The following is a 15,400-nucleotide window of genomic DNA, read 5'->3' on the forward strand; positions in this document are numbered from 1 at the left end:
GGAATATCTCATGGCAACTGTAGCTGGACTTTTTGATCACCATGACGATGCCAAACGTGCCGTTGAGCAGTTGGAAGACGCCGGCATCTCGTCGGACAATATCAGCATTGTCAGCAGGACCGTCGAGGGCCGCAAGGTCGAGGAGCAAGGCAACAGAGCCGCCGAAGGCGCGGGCACCGGAGCAGGTATTGGCGCGATGGCCGGTGGAGCGGGCGGCCTGCTTGCTGGGCTTGGAATGCTTGCCATCCCTGGTGTCGGCCCCGTCGTGGCCGCAGGTTGGCTTGTCGCCGCTCTGGCCGGCGCGGCAGGCGGTGCCGTCGTCGGCGGCGCGGCCGGTGGCATTGTCGGTGCTTTGATAAAGTCCGGGGTGCCGGAGGAGGATGCGAATGTCTATGCGGAGAGTATTCGACGCGGCGCTTCGCTCGTCGTAGCGCGCGTTGAAGGCGACGAGATCGCTATCGCAAACCGGATCCTTGAACGTCTACCGCGCGTTAGTCTCAGCGAGCGTCGGGCACTTTATGCAGGACAGGGATGGCAGCGTTTTGACGATACGCTCGATCCTTATGTCGACGCGGACGTTGACACTCGTCCCTATACGTCTTCGCCACGTAGTTAGTGTCGCATCGGCACTGAGCCGGCCTTCGTTGCCGGCTCAGCGCACCAGCGCCATGCTCAGCTTCGTCTACGTGTTCGAAGCCTTCGGGTTTTCAAAAGGTGGCCGCTGAAAGGGCAAGAAGAGGCGATCGCCATCCTCCATGACATTCCCAGTGTGCAGAATTTCTCTCATGTAAGCGTTCGCCTACATTTTCTATTGATAGAACGTGCCCTCAATAAGGAGCGCATTCAATCTAGGTGAGCGTTGGGCGGCTCTGCTCGGGTGAGGTTCCGTTGTCGAGGAATGATGCCCACTATGTCAAAGTTAATTGGCGAACCGGATTTTATGCCTACTGTCTGAAGGCGGTGTGACCTTTGTAGGAGGATGAGATGGTTCAGGCATTTGGCCGCCGGACGCCGCCGCTTTATCCGGAGGACGTTATGATGATGCAAACGCTCCTAAGAGATTATTGCGAGGACCGGCGTTGCGAAAACGCGGGCGATGAAGCTCAGGAGGCGGCGCGAGAGCTTGTCTATTGGTTTCAGATCGGTGTGACAAAGCAAAGCCAGCTCCGTGAGCTGCTGTATTCGCGGGCATGGAACTAGCCGGGAGAGACGGTATGACCGACAGTTTGGCCGGTGTGGATAATGATTGTAATCCGCACTTTGAATATTCTCCCCTGTCTCGGCCATTTATTGCCGACGGGATAAGCGTGATCGTCGAAATTTTCCGGCCGTTCGGTGAGGACTGCGGATGGAACCTTCAAGTCGTCGATGAAGGGCTCGACATCACGGTTTGGATGGACGTGTTCGACACCGACACGGAGGCGTTTGAACAATTCCTTCAGACGGTCGAACTCGAAGGTATCGAGTCCTTCGCTGCGACACCCGTCAAACCTTTGCACTGACGCGAGGTTTGTGTACCACATCCGGCAAGTTTGTCAGCTCTGAGGCTTGCTTGCCTTGCCTCCTCGTCTTGCCAGCAGGCTTGCGACCACGAGCAGGACAATTGACAGCAGCATCATCAGGGTCGCAGCGGCGACCATCGTCCGAGCGCTGGACCTCGTTGTCATAGGCAGTTTCAGCTTATTGGTTCGGCGAGCTTGGCTTGTAAAGCACCACTCGGTTTCGACCGGATTGCTTGGCGAGGTAAAGAGCCTCATCAGCCTGGTTCTGAAGCTGCTCCGGTGAGACGATCCCAACGTCCGGTACGTGGACTACCCCGATGCTGACGGTGACGCATGGCGACATTACGGACGCAGGGTTCGGGAGGGAGGCAGTTTCAACCCCTTCGCGAATTCGTTCGGCAACTGCGATTGCTTCTTCTTCGTTTACGCCCGGAAGCACAATGAGAAATTCTTCGCCGCCATAGCGTGACACACGGTCGCGATTTTTTCTCATGCTGCTTTGAATAATGCCGGCAACCTTTACTAGGCAGCGATCTCCCTCGCCATGACCGAGACTGTCATTCAGCAGCTTGAAATGATCGATGTCGCACATCAGCATGGCAATCCCCTCCGTGCGTGGGCTTTCCCCGCTCCAGAGACGATTGAGCATTTCCATCATCCATCGTCGGTTGGCGATGCCGGTCAGGGGATCCGTTCTCGCAAGAAGTTCGAGCCGAGCATTCGCATCGGCCAATTCCGCCACTCGGCTCTTGTCTCGCAACTCAAGAAGGAAGGTCTTCTGCGCCAAAATCGTAATGGTGCGCCGGGCGACGACTGTTGCGACGATGCCGCTGGCGAAGAACAGCGTGGCCGCCTCCAAGCTTCCCAATTCGACACCTGGGTTCCGCATTTGGAAAAACAAATAGAGACCAAGCGCCATGACTGCGATCATCGTCGTCCACGCCAGCGGTATGCCAAAGATGATGATCGCGGTAATGGCCACGAACAGCATGATGTTCAAATGTCTTTCGTAGAACTCGCCTCCCGCATTCACGCCAACCAGTGCAACTGACAGGAGTATAAGGAACATACCTGCGATCAGGACAATCCTTTGGAGCCGGAAAGCGCGCGGTATTTTCCAGATAAAGGCCGTGACCAACGCGGCCGGAGGAAGGATGCAGGCCGGCGGAAGCATCGCCATCGCTATCGCCTTTGGAAGCAAGATTGCGTTGAGGCCCCATGTCAGTGCATCGATCAGAGCGACCCAAATCATCCAGGAACGGATGATCTTCGCCGTTCGAAACCAGGAACGTTCCTGAAAGAGGCGATAAAGCTCGCCCTTTAGGCGAATATCACGGGTACGCCCCTTCAGAAAGCGTTCCACCTCAGCCATGATATTTGGGTTTTGCGCCTGGAGTGGCATCTGTGTGGGCGCGTCAGAACTCACCGAGACTTTATTCTCCTCAACATCCATCCTAACCCACATAGCGGAGCATCTCTCGCCGGCAAGAATGATGAGACGAGACCGAAGCGCTGGATCAACGAGGAAATTCCGGGCCGTTTCGCAGAGTTGCAGCGCGATCCATCCAAGGCGGTTTCGTTCGAGGATGCCCGAGCCCGCTTCGAAAGCAAACACCGCGACGCGTTGGCGAAAGCCAAGTAGCAGATGGATTATCGCATCCGGTTGCACGAGCTGGCCGAGGCCGAGCTTGATAAGATCTTTGACGATATCACTGCCGAAGCAGGGCCGATTATCGCCGGCTACATCGGCGGCATTTATAACATGATTGACGGTTTCCCGACATTTCCGGAGCGCGGAACCGTCCGCGAGGGGCCGGTACCGGGACTGCGTATCGTAGGCTGCCGCCGCACCACCTCGATCGCTTTTATCGTCGAAGGTGACCAAGTTACGATCCTTGGTGTTTTCCGGCGCGGTCGGAACGTCACGGCGGACCTGCTCAAAAATCGCCTCTAAATATTTAATGGATGGCCACGAAGCTTCGGGCCTGTGATTATCCGACGACGGAAGCACGACCAGACGATGTGGCACTGACCCCAGCAGCCCAGCGCTCCTGCACGGTACGCCTGCATCTTTTTCCCAGCCTACGCGTTATGCAGATGCAGTGATCTGAATAGGACTCACCTCATGAGCAAGCGTGAACTCATCGACACCGGCACCGACAAGCGTTACGTCCGCCGAAACGAAAAGGGTCAATTCAAGGAGAGTGTTGATGTTGGTCGATCGCTCTCGGTGGATCGCCGCCATCAGGCCAAGCAGGAAGCTAAGCCCGGCGAAGGCGATCGCGGCGACCGCAAGTCGAAGCGCTGACGTCTGTGAAGCTCGCAAGTTTCAATGTCAACGGCATCAACGGCCGCCTCGACATTCTCCTGCATTGGCTGGCGGAGGCTTCTCCGGATGTGGTCTGCCTGCAGGAATTGAAGGCACCTGACGAGAAATTCCCTCAGCGGGCTCTCGAAAGGGCCGGATATGGGGCGATCTGGAATGGCCAGAAAAGCTGGAACGGCGTTGCGATTTTGGCGAAGGGACACGAGCCGATCGAGACGCGCCGCGGGCTTCCAGACAATTTAGACGATACGCACAGCCGCTATATCGAGGCGGCGGTCAACGGGATGCTCATCGGATGCCTTTATCTTCCGAACGGCAATCCGGTGCCCGGGCCCAAGTTTGATTACAAGCTGCGCTGGTTCCGGCGCCTGACTGCTCATGCTGAAGGACTGCTCGCGCTTCAGATTCCTGTCGCGCTCGTCGGCGACTTCAACGTCATGCCGACCGATCTCGATGTCTATGCGCCTGAGCGCTGGCGCGATGATGCGCTGTTTCGACCGGAAGTGAGGGCAGCTTACCGGGATCTTGTTGCTCAAGGGTGGACGGATGCGTTGCGCCATCTTTACCCGAATAAGCGCATCTACACTTTCTGGAAATATTTCCGCAACGCCTTCGCACGAGATGCGGGCTTGCGCATAGACCATGTCCTGCTCAGCCCCGTATTGGCAGATGACCTCATTCGGGCAGGTGTCGACAAGTCGATTCGCGCTCTGCCTCATGCGAGCGATCATGCCCCGGTCTGGATCGAACTTAGAGACTGAATTTCTCACGCAAGCTCGATCCAAGGACATTGCGGAGTGGCCAGCGCTGTCTACGCAGCTCCGGACGGATCGCCGGTTGGCAACAATGCTGGATCAAGCGGCGGATCGTTCGGATTTTTGCTGTCTTCCGGATTCTTTGCTGGCGTCACTGGCGGCTTCTCCTGGGTGCGATCAGACACTCCAGACGATGGATTGGAATCACGAGGCATCTCGTCGGATTTCGGTGCATTTGTCGGCATATTCGTTCTCCTTTTTAGGCGGGAGAACGGCATGATCTTCTTGATTTGCCGTTCAAACCTCTCTGACAGAAGAACGTTCCACGAGGCTATTCGCTCCATCGTCAGGACCAGGCGGATGGGTCCTCCTTGGTCAGAGATCATCGGGTCTGTCTGCGGGAGCAATCTGGGTGGCTATTGTCAGTTTCATCCGGTCGCCTGCTTTCAAAGCGGAATTAACTTTTATTAAGCGATTAAATTGCATTCGACGAATACAAACGCAAATGTTGCAAAAATACACGTCGCTGATCAAAAACAAGCGCGAATATGCGCCTATCTGAGTTCTAACTATCCGTGTGCCGAATGAAGTCTGCTATGGAACAGGTCAGGCCGATGAGCGGCTGCACTGTCTTAGGTGCTGTTTCATGAATTCGATAATGTGTCGGTGGGCAAGGCGCTGTCTTGCTCAATCGAGTAGTTTTGACCTTAGGAAGGTTTGCATGACGTTTGCCGTCTTGAATGACATGTTTTCCACCAAGCGCCTCGCATCCGTAATTCTCGTGTCCTCCATCCTGTGTGCGTCTTCGGGCATGGCTCAAGAGCAGCCGGCGGCAGGCGCGGCAGGGTCGACCAATGCTGGCACGCAACAGAATTCCGCTGCGAGCCCTGCGGCTCAACAGCAGCCGGCGCCGCAAGCCCGTGTGCAGAAATTTGACGACTGGTACTATCGCTGCGTCGATGGCAAGGCAGCGGACGGTTCCGCGACGACGAATTGCGAAGTGGCGCAGATCGCTACGGTGAAGCAGGGCGAGCAGGACGTCAACATACTGACCTTGGCGATTGCGAAAGCGCCTGCAACGCCTGCGCCCACGCAGAAAGGCGGGAAGCAGGCGGCGAGCGATCTCGTGCTGACGACGCTTGTGCCACTCAACATGTACCTGCCGGCGGGGCTCAGCATCGACGCGAGCGATAAGCCCGTCGTTCAGCTTGCCTATCGCAATTGCAACCAGGCCGGTTGCTGGGCGCAGCAGAAGCTGGATGCGAAGATGGTCTCGGCACTTGCAAAGTCGTCGGACGGGATCGGTCACGTGCAGATGATGAATGGCCAGAAGGTCAATATCAAATTCTCACTGAAGGGTTTGGACGCGGCTTTGGACGCGTTGCGGAAACCGGCTTCCAACTGACGGCACGACTGAACGATTCATGACCTCGGCCCGCCAACCGACGGCTGATCCACGCAGCCTTGCCTCCACGGCGTCCTCCTTCATCATGCGTATCCTTGTGTTGCTTATCGCAGCTTTGACGGCGTCGATGGCGGTTGCGCAGCAATCGCCAAATGACGATTTCGCCCGCCGTCATGCGCAGCAGAATGAAGAACAGCGCCTCGATGCGCTGCGCAAGAGCACGCCGAAGCCCTCGGAGGTGCCAACCGAGCAGCAAGAAGCGGGAGCGAAAAAAGGCGGCCCCTGTTTCGCGGTCACGGATGTTGAGGTGGTGGGGGTCAAACAATTCCCGGCCGCCGATATCGACAAGGTGACGGCACCCTATCGCAACCGTTGCATCGGTGTCGGTGACATCAACACGTTGCTCCGCGATCTGACCTATCTCTATCTCAACAGGGGTTTCGTCACCTCGCGTGTCTACGTGCCGGCGCAAGACATTGCCAAGGCGAAGACATTGCGTCTGGTCGCTGTCGAGGGCGATCTCTCCGACATCTATATCAACGGCAAGCCGGCTCCGGGCTCCGGCATGCTTGCCACCGCCTTTCCCGGTATGAAGGACCATATCATCAACCTGCGCGACATCGAGCAGGGCCTCGACCAGATCAATCGGCTAAGTTCCAACAACGCCAAGACGGCAATGCTGCCGGGTAAGACCAGCGGCACGTCTATCCTCAATATCGAGAACAAGCCCAGCTATCCCTGGCACGTCTCCTTCGGCAACAGCAACTTCGGCCAAGAGCAGACGGGATACTCAAAGACATCGACCTCTGTCGGTTACGACAACCTCTTCGGCGTCAATGATCAGTGGAGCTTTGGCTACGAGCATACGGGGCCGAACTATCCCTGGCGCGATGACGGCCAGGGCCGGAGCGATAGCTTGACCGGCAATGTCAGCGTCCCCTACGGCTATTGGACGCTCTCGGTAAACGGCGCCTGGTACGGCTATGACAGCTCGGTTCCCGGCAATTTCGGGACCTTGCAGACGTCGGGCAATTCCAAGCAGCTCGGGATCAGCGCCGACCGCGTCATCCTCCGCGACAAGGATTCGATCACCACCTTAAACAGCGGCCTGACCTACAAGGAAACCAACAATTTCCTGCTCGGGAGCAAGATCGAGGTCGGCAGCCGCAAATATACCGTCGGGGACCTCGGCATCTCGCACTCGCGGCGCATGCTTGGAGGTCTCTGGGTCTTTGATCTTTCCTACAACCAGGGTCTCAACCTCTTTGATGCCGTCGACCCCGGTGATGCCGGGGCAGGCAATGCCGATCCGCGGTTCTCAAAGTTCACCGGCACCATCACCTTGACCCGGCCACTCCAGCTCGGCGAACAGAGCTTCGAGGTGAATTCGATCCTGACCGGACAATATTCACCGGACAATCTCTTTGGAGCCGAACAGATCTCGCTCGGCAGCAATTCCACCGTTCGCGGTACGCGCGAGAGCACGCTTTACGGCAATGACGGCTTTTTCATCCGCAATGATCTCGTCTGGCGGACGCAGCCCTTCGCCGACAATGCCGCCCTGGCAAAAATGCTCGGCGAGTTCCGCCCCTATCTCGGGCTCGACTACGGGCGGATCGCCTCTCAGACGCGCTATCAAATCGAGGGCGGCGACATGCTCGGCTGGACCGTTGGCGCGAAGCTCGCAGGCGGCAATCTCAATCTCGACATCGGCTATTCCGACGTGCTGGCCAGCACTGTCGATAAAAAGAATACGGGACTGCTTTTCGTTAGCTCCTCCGTACGGTGGTAACCAATATAAAGAGGAAAATCATGAATTTAGTCATTCGAAAAGACAACAAGACAGCGCCTTTGGCGTTACGTTCTGCGGCTGCACTTCTTTGCTGTGCAATCGCGCTCTCGAGCTGCGGCGGCCGCGAGGCGCACCCAATCGCCTCGACCAATGTTGGCGACGGTGGGCTTGATTGCGGCGGGGTTTCGCGCGAATTCGCAGCCAACGAACGCCAGATTCTTGCAACGGTCAAGGAGCGCTCGCAAGCGCAAGGCAAAAACGTCATTCTAGGCGCCACCGGCGTTCTTCTCTTCTGGCCGGCGCTATTCTTCATGGATCCCAAATCACCGGAGAAGGTCGAGATCGACGCCTTGCGCAATCGCAACCAGGTGCTGACCGACCTTGCCCGTTCGAGAAAGTGCCCGGCGCCCAAGTCGCAATTGGGCGAGGTCTATAAAAGGCTCGACGGCGGTGTGAAGACGCCACCGGCCAAGAGAGACTAAAGCGAACTGTGCGATCGCGGCACAATCTGGAGCCGCCGCGATCGACCAAATAACAGATTTTTTGTTTTAAATTCGTTTACCTCAAACCCATGCCGACGTTGACTCCCATCCCGAAGCCAGCGTCTCGATTGGCATCGGCGTCGGCACCTCGGAGGAGAAGCGCTCGAACGATGGCAATATCAATGCGGTGAGCTCGCCGACAGCGACGGCGGCATCACCATCACGGCCAATCGCAACATCAACGATCAGTCCGGCCACCGCCAACGGCGCAGTCGATCTGATTGCCGGCGACAGCGTCAACATTCTCTCAATCAACGACGTCACCAATGCCTCGGAGATGCAAAAAAAGAGCTTTGCCGGTGTCAGCGTCACGGTGTCGTCGCAACTGATCAGTGCGGCTCAGTTCGGGGTGCAGGCTGCCAGCTTGCGTTCGGGTGACAACGGCGTCTACGGCATCGCTCCAGCGGTGTCGGCCGGCGTCAATGGCTACGAGGCGATATCCCAGACAGGCCGCCATTAAGGCTAAGCCGGATCCGGACACTGGTCTCCGCCCCGCGGTCGCGTCGATCTCGCTGACCGCCGGCTACAGCTTTAGCGAAAGCTCGTCGGAATCGACGACATCTATCGCCGTTCCACCCGAGATCAGTGGCAGCTCGGTCACCATCATTGCCCAATCCGGCGATGTCGTCGGCCGTGGCGTACAGATCAGCGCTGGAGTCGGCAAAGACGGCCAAGCTACGACGACGACCGACGATCCCAACAATGGCAATGTATTGATCTCCGCGGCCGGCAATGTCGATCTCGAAAGTGCGCAGGCGACCAGCGGCGGCAAGAGCAGCAACAAGGCCGGTAGCATCAGCGTTCGTGTGGCCGCTGGAACTGACGCTGGTGGCAATATCTTGGGCGGTGGCCCAACCGCCAACGCAAGCTTTAGCTCCGGCAAGGAGACCAGCAATTCGGTACCCAGCTCAATTCGAACGTCTCCGACATGGACATGGTTACGATCGTTTCGCCGGAGACGCTGACGCTGGCGGGTGGCGTGCTTTCCGGCAACACGGTCAATGCCAGCGCCGCCAATGGTATCAATATCGAGAGCCGCCAGGATATCGCATCCTATGACGAGAAGACGAAGAGCGCCCAACTTGGCATCAGCTCGGGTGGCTACAACCAGGGCACAATCACGGGCGATTACGCCAATGTATCACAGCAGAGCGGCATTTTTACCGGTTCCGGCGGCTATCACGTCAGTACACACCATCGAGATAGTCGGCGATTTCATCGGCTCCAGTGCAGATCCCTAGAACAACGATCTGACTCCCAATCAGATCCTTTAATCCAACAGCGACAATTCGATGTCGGTCTTCTCAACGAGCTACGGCTTCAGCCTGATCGGTGCCGGCATTCCCGTCCCCGGTCGTCGGCCAGCCGGCGAAGAGGGTTTAAGGTCAACTCTCCTTTCATTCCAGTGGACTGGCTCCCTATGCAGCCCTTGTTGCGTTATGATGTCGGCTACAGATTCTTAGCTTAAGGGCTGCAAGGCTCTTTGAGAGAAAAAATATTTTCAGCTATACCCGGCAACTACGGGGTCTGTCAGCCTGCATCATTCTGGTGATCAAAGAATCTAGTCTGACGTTTGCTTAAGGGAAGAAAAGATAGAGCGGCTCTTCGATCGCGTGAAGTCACCCGTCGCGCTCACGTTTAATTCCTTCTCCCTAAGGATATCCCGGTCGCCTAGTCTGGTCTCCTGATAGAACACTTCCACAGGTCCTCTCAACGATTCTCGCAAGGATAGTATATCGTGCTCTTTTAATGCAATTTACTGTGGTAAATCGGCAAATGACAAATAATTAAGCATGTTTGTGTAGCCTCGTGTTCGATCTTTACGGTGAGGCACCCATGGCGTCAATTCAGAATAAAATCATCATTGCAAGCGTCGCGATTTTCGTGTTGGCAGGGGGCGCGACGGGCGTTGGCGTATGGTCGACATCCATCCTATCCGGAAACAACGCCGAAGTTGCCCGATCGGCACAAGTGCTTCGAAATCACATGCAGGCCGACATGATGCATGACGCGCTTCGCGCTGACGTGCTTGCCGCTCTGCTGGCAACCAATCCGGCTGCCGGTTTGGCGGCGGACGCGGTGAAGGCGGATCTGGCGGAACACGAGGCGTCGTTCCGGGAAATGATCGCGGCCAACAAGGCACTCGCGACCGATGCGGCCACGCAACATGTGCTTGCCGGTCTCGAGCCGCCGCTTCTTGCCTATATCGACAGCGCCAAGAAGATGGTCGACCTTGCAGGCAAAGATCAGTCCGCGGCCATGAAATCGCTGCCAGAATTTATGAACCAGTTTTCCGCGTTGGAAACTGTGATGGAACAGACTGGAGATCAGATCAACGCGGTCTCCGAAGAGATCACAAAGCGCAGCGCTGATACGCAAGCTCTTGTCGACACGCTTTTGAAAGTGATTCTCGGATTGACCGCGCTGTTCTCGGTCGGTCTCTATTGGCTGACCCGGAAGACGGTTACCAAGCCGATGCTCGCTCTTTCCGGCGACATGAAGAAACTTGCGAGCGGCGACACCAACATCACCTCCGCAGGTGCCAGTCGTTCGGATGAAATCGGCGCCATGGCATCGGCTGTCGAAGTCTTCCGACGGGCAGCAATTGCCAACAAGCAGCTCGAACACGACGCCGAGGCAGCTCGCGAGGAAGCCGAAGCCGACCGGATCGCGTCGCGAAAGCAGGCCGATGAAGATGCTAGCGCGCGCCTTCGTGCCGCCACATCGGGCCTCGGTGCCGGGTTGAAGAGGCTCGCTGCCGGCGATCTTGCATTTCAACTCGATGAGCCCTTCTCTCCGGACTTCGAGAGCCTTCGCCATGATTTCAACAGCTCGGTGAAGCAACTTGGAGATACGTTGAGCGCCATCTCAATGGCGATCACGGCGATCGACGACGGCACCAGGGAGATCGCATCGGGCGCCAACGATCTTTCCAGACGAACCGAACAACAGGCAGCATCGCTTGAAGAGACGGCCGCGGCACTCGATCAGATTACGGTCAACGTGTCGAATTCGAGCAAGCGCACGGACGAAGCTCGCGCAGAGGCGACGAAAGCAAACCATAGTGCAGCAAAATCCGCCGAAGTCGTGTCGCATGCCGAAGAAGCAATGCGCCGTATCGAGGCTTCCGCAGAACAGATCTCCAGCATTATCGGCGTTATCGATGAAATCGCCTTCCAGACCAATCTTCTGGCGCTGAACGCAGGCGTCGAAGCTGCTCGCGCAGGCGAGGCCGGCAAGGGTTTTGCCGTCGTCGCGCAAGAGGTGCGTGAACTCGCACAAAGATCGGCTCAAGCCGCCAAGGAAATCAAAGGACATATCCAGAAGTCCTCGGACGAGGTCGAAAGCGGCGTGAAGCTGGTGCTCGATACCGGTCAGGCTCTAAAGACCATCAGCGGACAAATTGCGGGCATTAATCAGCATATGGACGCGATCGCCACCTCCGCCAAGGAGCAATCGACCGGGCTTGCCGAAGTCAACGTCGCCGTCAATTCCATGGATCAGACAACGCAGCAGAACGCGGCGATGGTCGAACAGTCCACGGCCGCATCGGCGAGCCTTGCTCAGGAAGCGGCCAAGCTTCGCGATCTCGTCTCGCAGTTCAAGCTGCAGGCGGCTGCGATGCAATCCGTTGCGCCGCGCCGCGTAAGGGGCGAGATGGCCGCGTAACGGCTCCATTAATTGAGCGCACTGTCACGCGTGCGTTCAGTCGGGTGCTTTTCGATTGCCAAGGCGGGCACTCCACGCCCGCACGGTCTCGGCCACCGTCCTCAGGTCGTCGGCGGCCGTGAAGCCCGAAACTGCCTTACGCGGCTTCAGATCATGATCGCCATCTTCGAGCCAGACTATTTCAATGGCGTCCGACAACACATAACACGCCACTTCCTCACGAGTGCCGAATTCATCGCGCGTGCCCTGGCAGATCAAGGTCGGAGTCTTTAATTCGGCAAGGTGCGCCGTGCGCAGATTTTCGGGTTTTCCCGGCGGATGAAAGGGGTAACCCAGGCAGAGCAGACCGGCGATCTTGCCGGCCGCGTAGAGTTCATCGGCGATCATGCTTGCTACGCGGCCGCCCATTGATTTGCCTCCGATAATGAGCGGACCGGTGGCGCCGAGCTCCGTGATCGCTGCCAGATATTCGTCCTTCAGCGTTTCCGCCCGGGGCGGCGGTTTTCGTAAGCCGGAACTGCGGCGGCCGGCCATGTAGGTGAATTCAAAACGAGCAACACGAATATTGCGTTCGGCGAGGGCGCCAGCGGCAGCGTTCATCGAAGCGGAATCCATCGGCGCACCCGCGCCATGCGCGAGGAGAATGGTGACACCAGCGTCTTCCGGGCCTTGAAGAAGAAACTTGCCGTTTGCGATCGTCATGCGGCTAGTTTTCGCCCATGCCTTCCGGTTTGACAATCAGGGGCATGAAAAACCTGGATCAAACAATCGCAGGCCGAATGGCAGTTAAAGCCGTTGCTTTGTTCCGGCGCTTTTGCCATCGGAGCTTTTCGAACGTTCCTCGAAGCGCTCGGGGCCTTTTGCGAGGCTCGAACCTTTTTTGGCTTCCACCTTCTTCTCTTCTTTCGCTGCGCTCCTCCTCAATCCACGCGCGGCTTGCCTGCCTTTTTCTGTAGGTGCTTGCTCGATACCCATTGCCTTTTCCTCCGCGGCTGCTGATGAAACCCAACGGTTAAGTTATAACTTCGTTCCGCCGAGCTTTGAGCTGTGGGTATCGGCTATACGGCAGCTTAAACGATGTCCTTGGGTATCGGCTATACGACAGCTTAAACGATGTCCTTGAGCCCATCCAACGGCCCGGTCAGGGCCGTTCGCGGCGGCACCAGATCCGGGCGGATCAGGTGGATTTTCGGTGGTGTCCGCGTTTCCTCGATCAGTTCGAACGCCTTGGTAATCATGCCCTCCACATCCTGGCGCATCATGATGACGGGGAAGGGGAGGAAGGACCCGAACGGATCATAGTCGTAGCAGCCGACGACCAGATCCGCGAAGGTTTCGTGCGGATGGGCCGACATGAAGCGCAGCAGCCCTTCGAAGTTGATCGAAGAGTTGATGAAGAGTGCGCGCGGCAGACGGCCAGCCTTCTCGAAAAACGTCTCGAAGGCAATTCGGGCCGTGTTGGGGGAATAGCCGGTCGGTTGAATCGACGCTTCCGGATCGGCTCCAAGAAGCGCGCGTTTGACTTCCCGGAAGCCGCGGATGCGTTCGCGGCTGGCGTGATCGTTTCGCCCGCCGAACAGGAAGAGTTCATCGGGGCTTAAGGGATCCTCGGGGGCAAAGTGATGGATGATCGCTTCCGTCAGGATGCGGCCGCCTTGGTAATTGTCGCTAATGACCGAATGGACCTTCGTGCCTGGAAGGTCGATGTTGATGTGTTTCAGCCCTGCGGCTTCGCAGACTTCGTGCACGCCGTCCGGGTCCGTCGCGCCGCATATGAACAGCTCGTCAATGGAATAGGAGATCAGGTTCTCGGCGGTCTCGCGCTCTTCCTGGGGGTCGCGGCTGGAGCTGACCACGATCGGACATTGGCCACGTTGCCGCACATGGGCTTCGAAAGTCTGAGCCATCGAGGAGAAGTAGCGATTGTCATAAACGGGCAGCATCAGCCCCACCAATCCCGAGCGGGATCTGCGCAGCCCCTGGGCCTGCCGGTTGGTGGTATACTGGTGCTTTTCCGCGAGTTCGCGAATGAGGTCGGCGGTACTTTCCTTGATGCGGCGCTTGCGCCAGGTGCCGTTCAGGACCGCGCTGACGGTCGAGGGAGAAATTCCGGAGAGCACAGATAGGTCATAGATCGTGGCCTTCTTTCGACTGTCTTTCTTCATCAGCGTCTCCTCGGTTCCTCTTAGCGTCCGAGTCCTCTTGACGAAAGGATAGATCTCATCGATATTCATTGCACCATCGATTGTGCAAAAAAGAAAGATCGATTGTGCACAACAATGGTGCCGTTTGAGGAAGCGGCTGCCAAAGGGTGGCGGGGCACTTATTCGCCACCCACGCCGGAGGAAGGCCGTCGGTCTAGGCGCGCCTGTTTGTTCCCCGAGGGGAACTGTGGAGGAGAAGATCATGAAGAGATTTATCGTGGCTGCGCTCGCAGCGTCGCTGTCGCTTGCGACCGCCACAATGGCCTTTGCGCAGGACACCGGCAAGGTCGGCATCGTCGTGAAGATCGGCGGCATCCCATGGTTCAATGCCATGGAAGCCGGCATCAAGGAGCAGGGAAAGAAACTCGGCGTCGATGCCTCGATGATCGGTCCGACAAGCGCCGATCCGGCGCTTCAAGTACGCGCCATCGAGGATCTGATCGCTCAGGGCGTCAAGGTCATCGGCGTCGTTCCCAATGACGCCAAGGTTCTTGAGCCCGTTCTCAGCAAGGCGAAGGAAAAGGGTATCATCGTCATTACGCATGAATCGCCGGGCCAGAAGGGCGCGGACTGGGACTTCGAGCTTGCCTCCTCGACCGGCTTCGGTGAAGCGCATGCCAAGCTTCTCGCCGAGAAAATGGGTGGCAAGGGCGAATATGCAGTCTTCGTCGGTTCGCTGACGGTGCCGCTGCACAATGCCTGGGCCGATGCGGCGATTGCCTATCTCAAGAAGAATTATCCGGATATGAAGCTCGTCGGCGATCGTTACGGCGTGGCAGAAGACGTCGACAAGAGCCGCAGCACGGCGCTCGATCTCATTTCCGCCCATCCGGATCTCAAAGGCTTCCTCGCCTTCGGCAGTCAGGGTCCGATCGGCGCAGGCCGCGCGATCGAAGAGCGTCGCAAGGTCGGCAAGATCTTCGTGCTTGGCCCGTTCTCCCCCGGACAAGGACAGAAACTCCTGAAATCGGACGCGATTTCCGGCGGCTTCATGTGGAACCCCAAGCAGGCGGGAGAGGTGTTCGTGACACTTTCGCAGAAGCTGATGAAGGGTGAACAGATCAAGGACGGCGAGCAGATCGAAGGCTTGGGCACGATCCATCCCGATTTCGAAAAGCACAATATCATTGTGGACCAGCTCGTTCCGATCAACAAGAAGACGGTTGCCGATCTCGCGGCAATGGGCCTCTGAAACAAGACCGGTT

Annotated in this window: 16 protein-coding genes and 1 pseudogene; 12 read left to right on the top strand and 5 right to left on the bottom strand. The window is 57.5% G+C overall.

Annotated elements, in window-relative coordinates:
* Positions 1-10 precede the first annotated feature (10 nt).
* From NXC24_RS26745 to NXC24_RS26755, 3 genes are all read left to right on the top strand, one after another.
* On the top strand, positions 11-616 hold the full coding sequence (locus tag NXC24_RS26745) for a general stress protein (RefSeq protein WP_104826420.1): 606 nt from the start codon (positions 11-13) through the stop codon (positions 614-616).
* 368 nt (positions 617-984) lie between these two features.
* Complete coding sequence (locus tag NXC24_RS26750) at positions 985-1,200, top strand: hypothetical protein (protein WP_104826421.1); 216 nt, start codon at positions 985-987, stop codon at positions 1,198-1,200.
* Positions 1,201-1,214: 14 nt separating this feature from the next.
* On the top strand, positions 1,215-1,502 hold the full coding sequence (locus NXC24_RS26755) for a hypothetical protein (RefSeq protein WP_245464166.1): 288 nt from the start codon (positions 1,215-1,217) through the stop codon (positions 1,500-1,502).
* Positions 1,503-1,680: 178 nt separating this feature from the next.
* Here NXC24_RS26755 and NXC24_RS26760 read toward each other — a convergent pair whose 3' ends face one another.
* A complete protein-coding gene (locus NXC24_RS26760; protein WP_104826422.1) occupies positions 1,681-2,955 on the bottom strand; it encodes a diguanylate cyclase in 1,275 nt (424 codons plus the stop codon).
* A 672-nt stretch (positions 2,956-3,627) separates the two neighbouring features.
* On the opposite strand from NXC24_RS26760, the gene NXC24_RS26770 reads away from it, so the two are divergent.
* A complete protein-coding gene (locus NXC24_RS26770; protein ID WP_104826424.1) occupies positions 3,628-3,810 on the top strand; it encodes a hypothetical protein in 183 nt (60 codons plus the stop codon).
* 5 nt (positions 3,811-3,815) lie between these two features.
* The gene (gene xth, locus NXC24_RS26775; protein ID WP_104826425.1) at positions 3,816-4,589 is read left to right on the top strand and encodes an exodeoxyribonuclease III; all 774 of its coding nucleotides are present in this window, start codon (positions 3,816-3,818) and stop codon (positions 4,587-4,589) included.
* 50 nt (positions 4,590-4,639) lie between these two features.
* Here xth and NXC24_RS36305 read toward each other — a convergent pair whose 3' ends face one another.
* Positions 4,640-4,828, bottom strand: coding sequence for a hypothetical protein (locus NXC24_RS36305; protein WP_104826426.1), 189 nt, complete (start codon positions 4,826-4,828; stop codon positions 4,640-4,642).
* A 476-nt stretch (positions 4,829-5,304) separates the two neighbouring features.
* Here NXC24_RS36305 and NXC24_RS26785 point away from each other — a divergent pair, with 476 nt between their 5' ends.
* From NXC24_RS26785 to NXC24_RS26815, 6 genes and pseudogenes are all read left to right on the top strand, one after another.
* A complete protein-coding gene (locus tag NXC24_RS26785) occupies positions 5,305-5,988 on the top strand; it encodes an invasion associated locus B family protein (protein WP_104826427.1) in 684 nt (227 codons plus the stop codon).
* 19 nt (positions 5,989-6,007) lie between these two features.
* Entirely contained in the window at positions 6,008-7,780 is a 1,773-nt protein-coding gene (locus NXC24_RS26790; protein ID WP_104826428.1) for a ShlB/FhaC/HecB family hemolysin secretion/activation protein, read from the top strand.
* Between the two features lie 20 nt (positions 7,781-7,800).
* Positions 7,801-8,262 (top strand): hypothetical protein, encoded by a 462-nt coding sequence (locus tag NXC24_RS26795; RefSeq protein WP_104826429.1) that lies wholly within the window; start codon positions 7,801-7,803, stop codon positions 8,260-8,262.
* A gap of 187 nt (positions 8,263-8,449) precedes the next feature.
* On the top strand, positions 8,450-8,782 hold the full coding sequence (locus NXC24_RS26800) for a hypothetical protein (protein ID WP_104826430.1): 333 nt from the start codon (positions 8,450-8,452) through the stop codon (positions 8,780-8,782).
* Positions 8,745-9,790 (top strand): annotated as a pseudogene (locus NXC24_RS35955) (hemagglutinin repeat-containing protein). The gene NXC24_RS26800 and the pseudogene NXC24_RS35955 overlap by 38 nt, the downstream one beginning before the upstream one ends.
* 368 nt (positions 9,791-10,158) lie before the next feature.
* Entirely contained in the window at positions 10,159-11,991 is a 1,833-nt protein-coding gene (locus tag NXC24_RS26815; protein WP_104826433.1) for a methyl-accepting chemotaxis protein, read from the top strand.
* Between the two features lie 36 nt (positions 11,992-12,027).
* Here NXC24_RS26815 and NXC24_RS26820 read toward each other — a convergent pair whose 3' ends face one another.
* The 3 genes from NXC24_RS26820 to NXC24_RS26830 form a co-directional block, all read right to left on the bottom strand.
* Positions 12,028-12,693 carry an alpha/beta fold hydrolase gene (locus NXC24_RS26820; RefSeq protein ID WP_104826434.1) on the bottom strand — a complete coding sequence of 222 codons (666 nt, stop codon included), beginning with the start codon at positions 12,691-12,693 and terminating at the stop codon, positions 12,028-12,030.
* An 84-nt stretch (positions 12,694-12,777) separates the two neighbouring features.
* Positions 12,778-12,966 (bottom strand): hypothetical protein, encoded by a 189-nt coding sequence (locus NXC24_RS26825; RefSeq protein ID WP_104826435.1) that lies wholly within the window; start codon positions 12,964-12,966, stop codon positions 12,778-12,780.
* A gap of 131 nt (positions 12,967-13,097) precedes the next feature.
* Positions 13,098-14,156 carry a LacI family DNA-binding transcriptional regulator gene (locus NXC24_RS26830; protein ID WP_104826436.1) on the bottom strand — a complete coding sequence of 353 codons (1,059 nt, stop codon included), beginning with the start codon at positions 14,154-14,156 and terminating at the stop codon, positions 13,098-13,100.
* Between the two features lie 241 nt (positions 14,157-14,397).
* Between NXC24_RS26830 and NXC24_RS26835 the strand changes: the two genes are divergently transcribed.
* On the top strand, positions 14,398-15,387 hold the full coding sequence (locus NXC24_RS26835; protein WP_199773642.1) for an autoinducer 2 ABC transporter substrate-binding protein: 990 nt from the start codon (positions 14,398-14,400) through the stop codon (positions 15,385-15,387).
* Positions 15,388-15,400 lie beyond the last annotated feature (13 nt).

The sequence above is a fragment of the Rhizobium sp. NXC24 genome, assembly GCF_002944315.1.
Taxonomy (GTDB): Bacteria; Pseudomonadota; Alphaproteobacteria; order Rhizobiales; family Rhizobiaceae; genus Rhizobium.

What these genes read in the sequence shown, in the direction of transcription:
- NXC24_RS26745 (WP_104826420.1), top strand. Translation starts at nt 11, where the DNA reads ATGGCAACTGTAGCTGGACTTTTTGATCACCATGACGATGCCAAACGT.
- NXC24_RS26750 (WP_104826421.1), top strand. Translation starts at nt 985, where the DNA reads ATGGTTCAGGCATTTGGCCGCCGGACGCCGCCGCTTTATCCGGAGGAC.
- NXC24_RS26755 (WP_245464166.1), top strand. Translation starts at nt 1,215, where the DNA reads ATGACCGACAGTTTGGCCGGTGTGGATAATGATTGTAATCCGCACTTT.
- NXC24_RS26760 (WP_104826422.1), bottom strand. Translation starts at nt 2,955, where the DNA reads ATGGATGTTGAGGAGAATAAAGTCTCGGTGAGTTCTGACGCGCCCACA.
- NXC24_RS26770 (WP_104826424.1), top strand. Translation starts at nt 3,628, where the DNA reads ATGAGCAAGCGTGAACTCATCGACACCGGCACCGACAAGCGTTACGTC.
- NXC24_RS36305 (WP_104826426.1), bottom strand. Translation starts at nt 4,828, where the DNA reads ATGCCGACAAATGCACCGAAATCCGACGAGATGCCTCGTGATTCCAAT.
- NXC24_RS26785 (WP_104826427.1), top strand. Translation starts at nt 5,305, where the DNA reads ATGACGTTTGCCGTCTTGAATGACATGTTTTCCACCAAGCGCCTCGCA.
- NXC24_RS26790 (WP_104826428.1), top strand. Translation starts at nt 6,008, where the DNA reads ATGACCTCGGCCCGCCAACCGACGGCTGATCCACGCAGCCTTGCCTCC.
- NXC24_RS26795 (WP_104826429.1), top strand. Translation starts at nt 7,801, where the DNA reads ATGAATTTAGTCATTCGAAAAGACAACAAGACAGCGCCTTTGGCGTTA.
- NXC24_RS26815 (WP_104826433.1), top strand. Translation starts at nt 10,159, where the DNA reads ATGGCGTCAATTCAGAATAAAATCATCATTGCAAGCGTCGCGATTTTC.
- NXC24_RS26820 (WP_104826434.1), bottom strand. Translation starts at nt 12,693, where the DNA reads ATGACGATCGCAAACGGCAAGTTTCTTCTTCAAGGCCCGGAAGACGCT.
- NXC24_RS26825 (WP_104826435.1), bottom strand. Translation starts at nt 12,966, where the DNA reads ATGGGTATCGAGCAAGCACCTACAGAAAAAGGCAGGCAAGCCGCGCGT.
- NXC24_RS26830 (WP_104826436.1), bottom strand. Translation starts at nt 14,156, where the DNA reads ATGAAGAAAGACAGTCGAAAGAAGGCCACGATCTATGACCTATCTGTG.
- NXC24_RS26835 (WP_199773642.1), top strand. Translation starts at nt 14,398, where the DNA reads ATGAAGAGATTTATCGTGGCTGCGCTCGCAGCGTCGCTGTCGCTTGCG.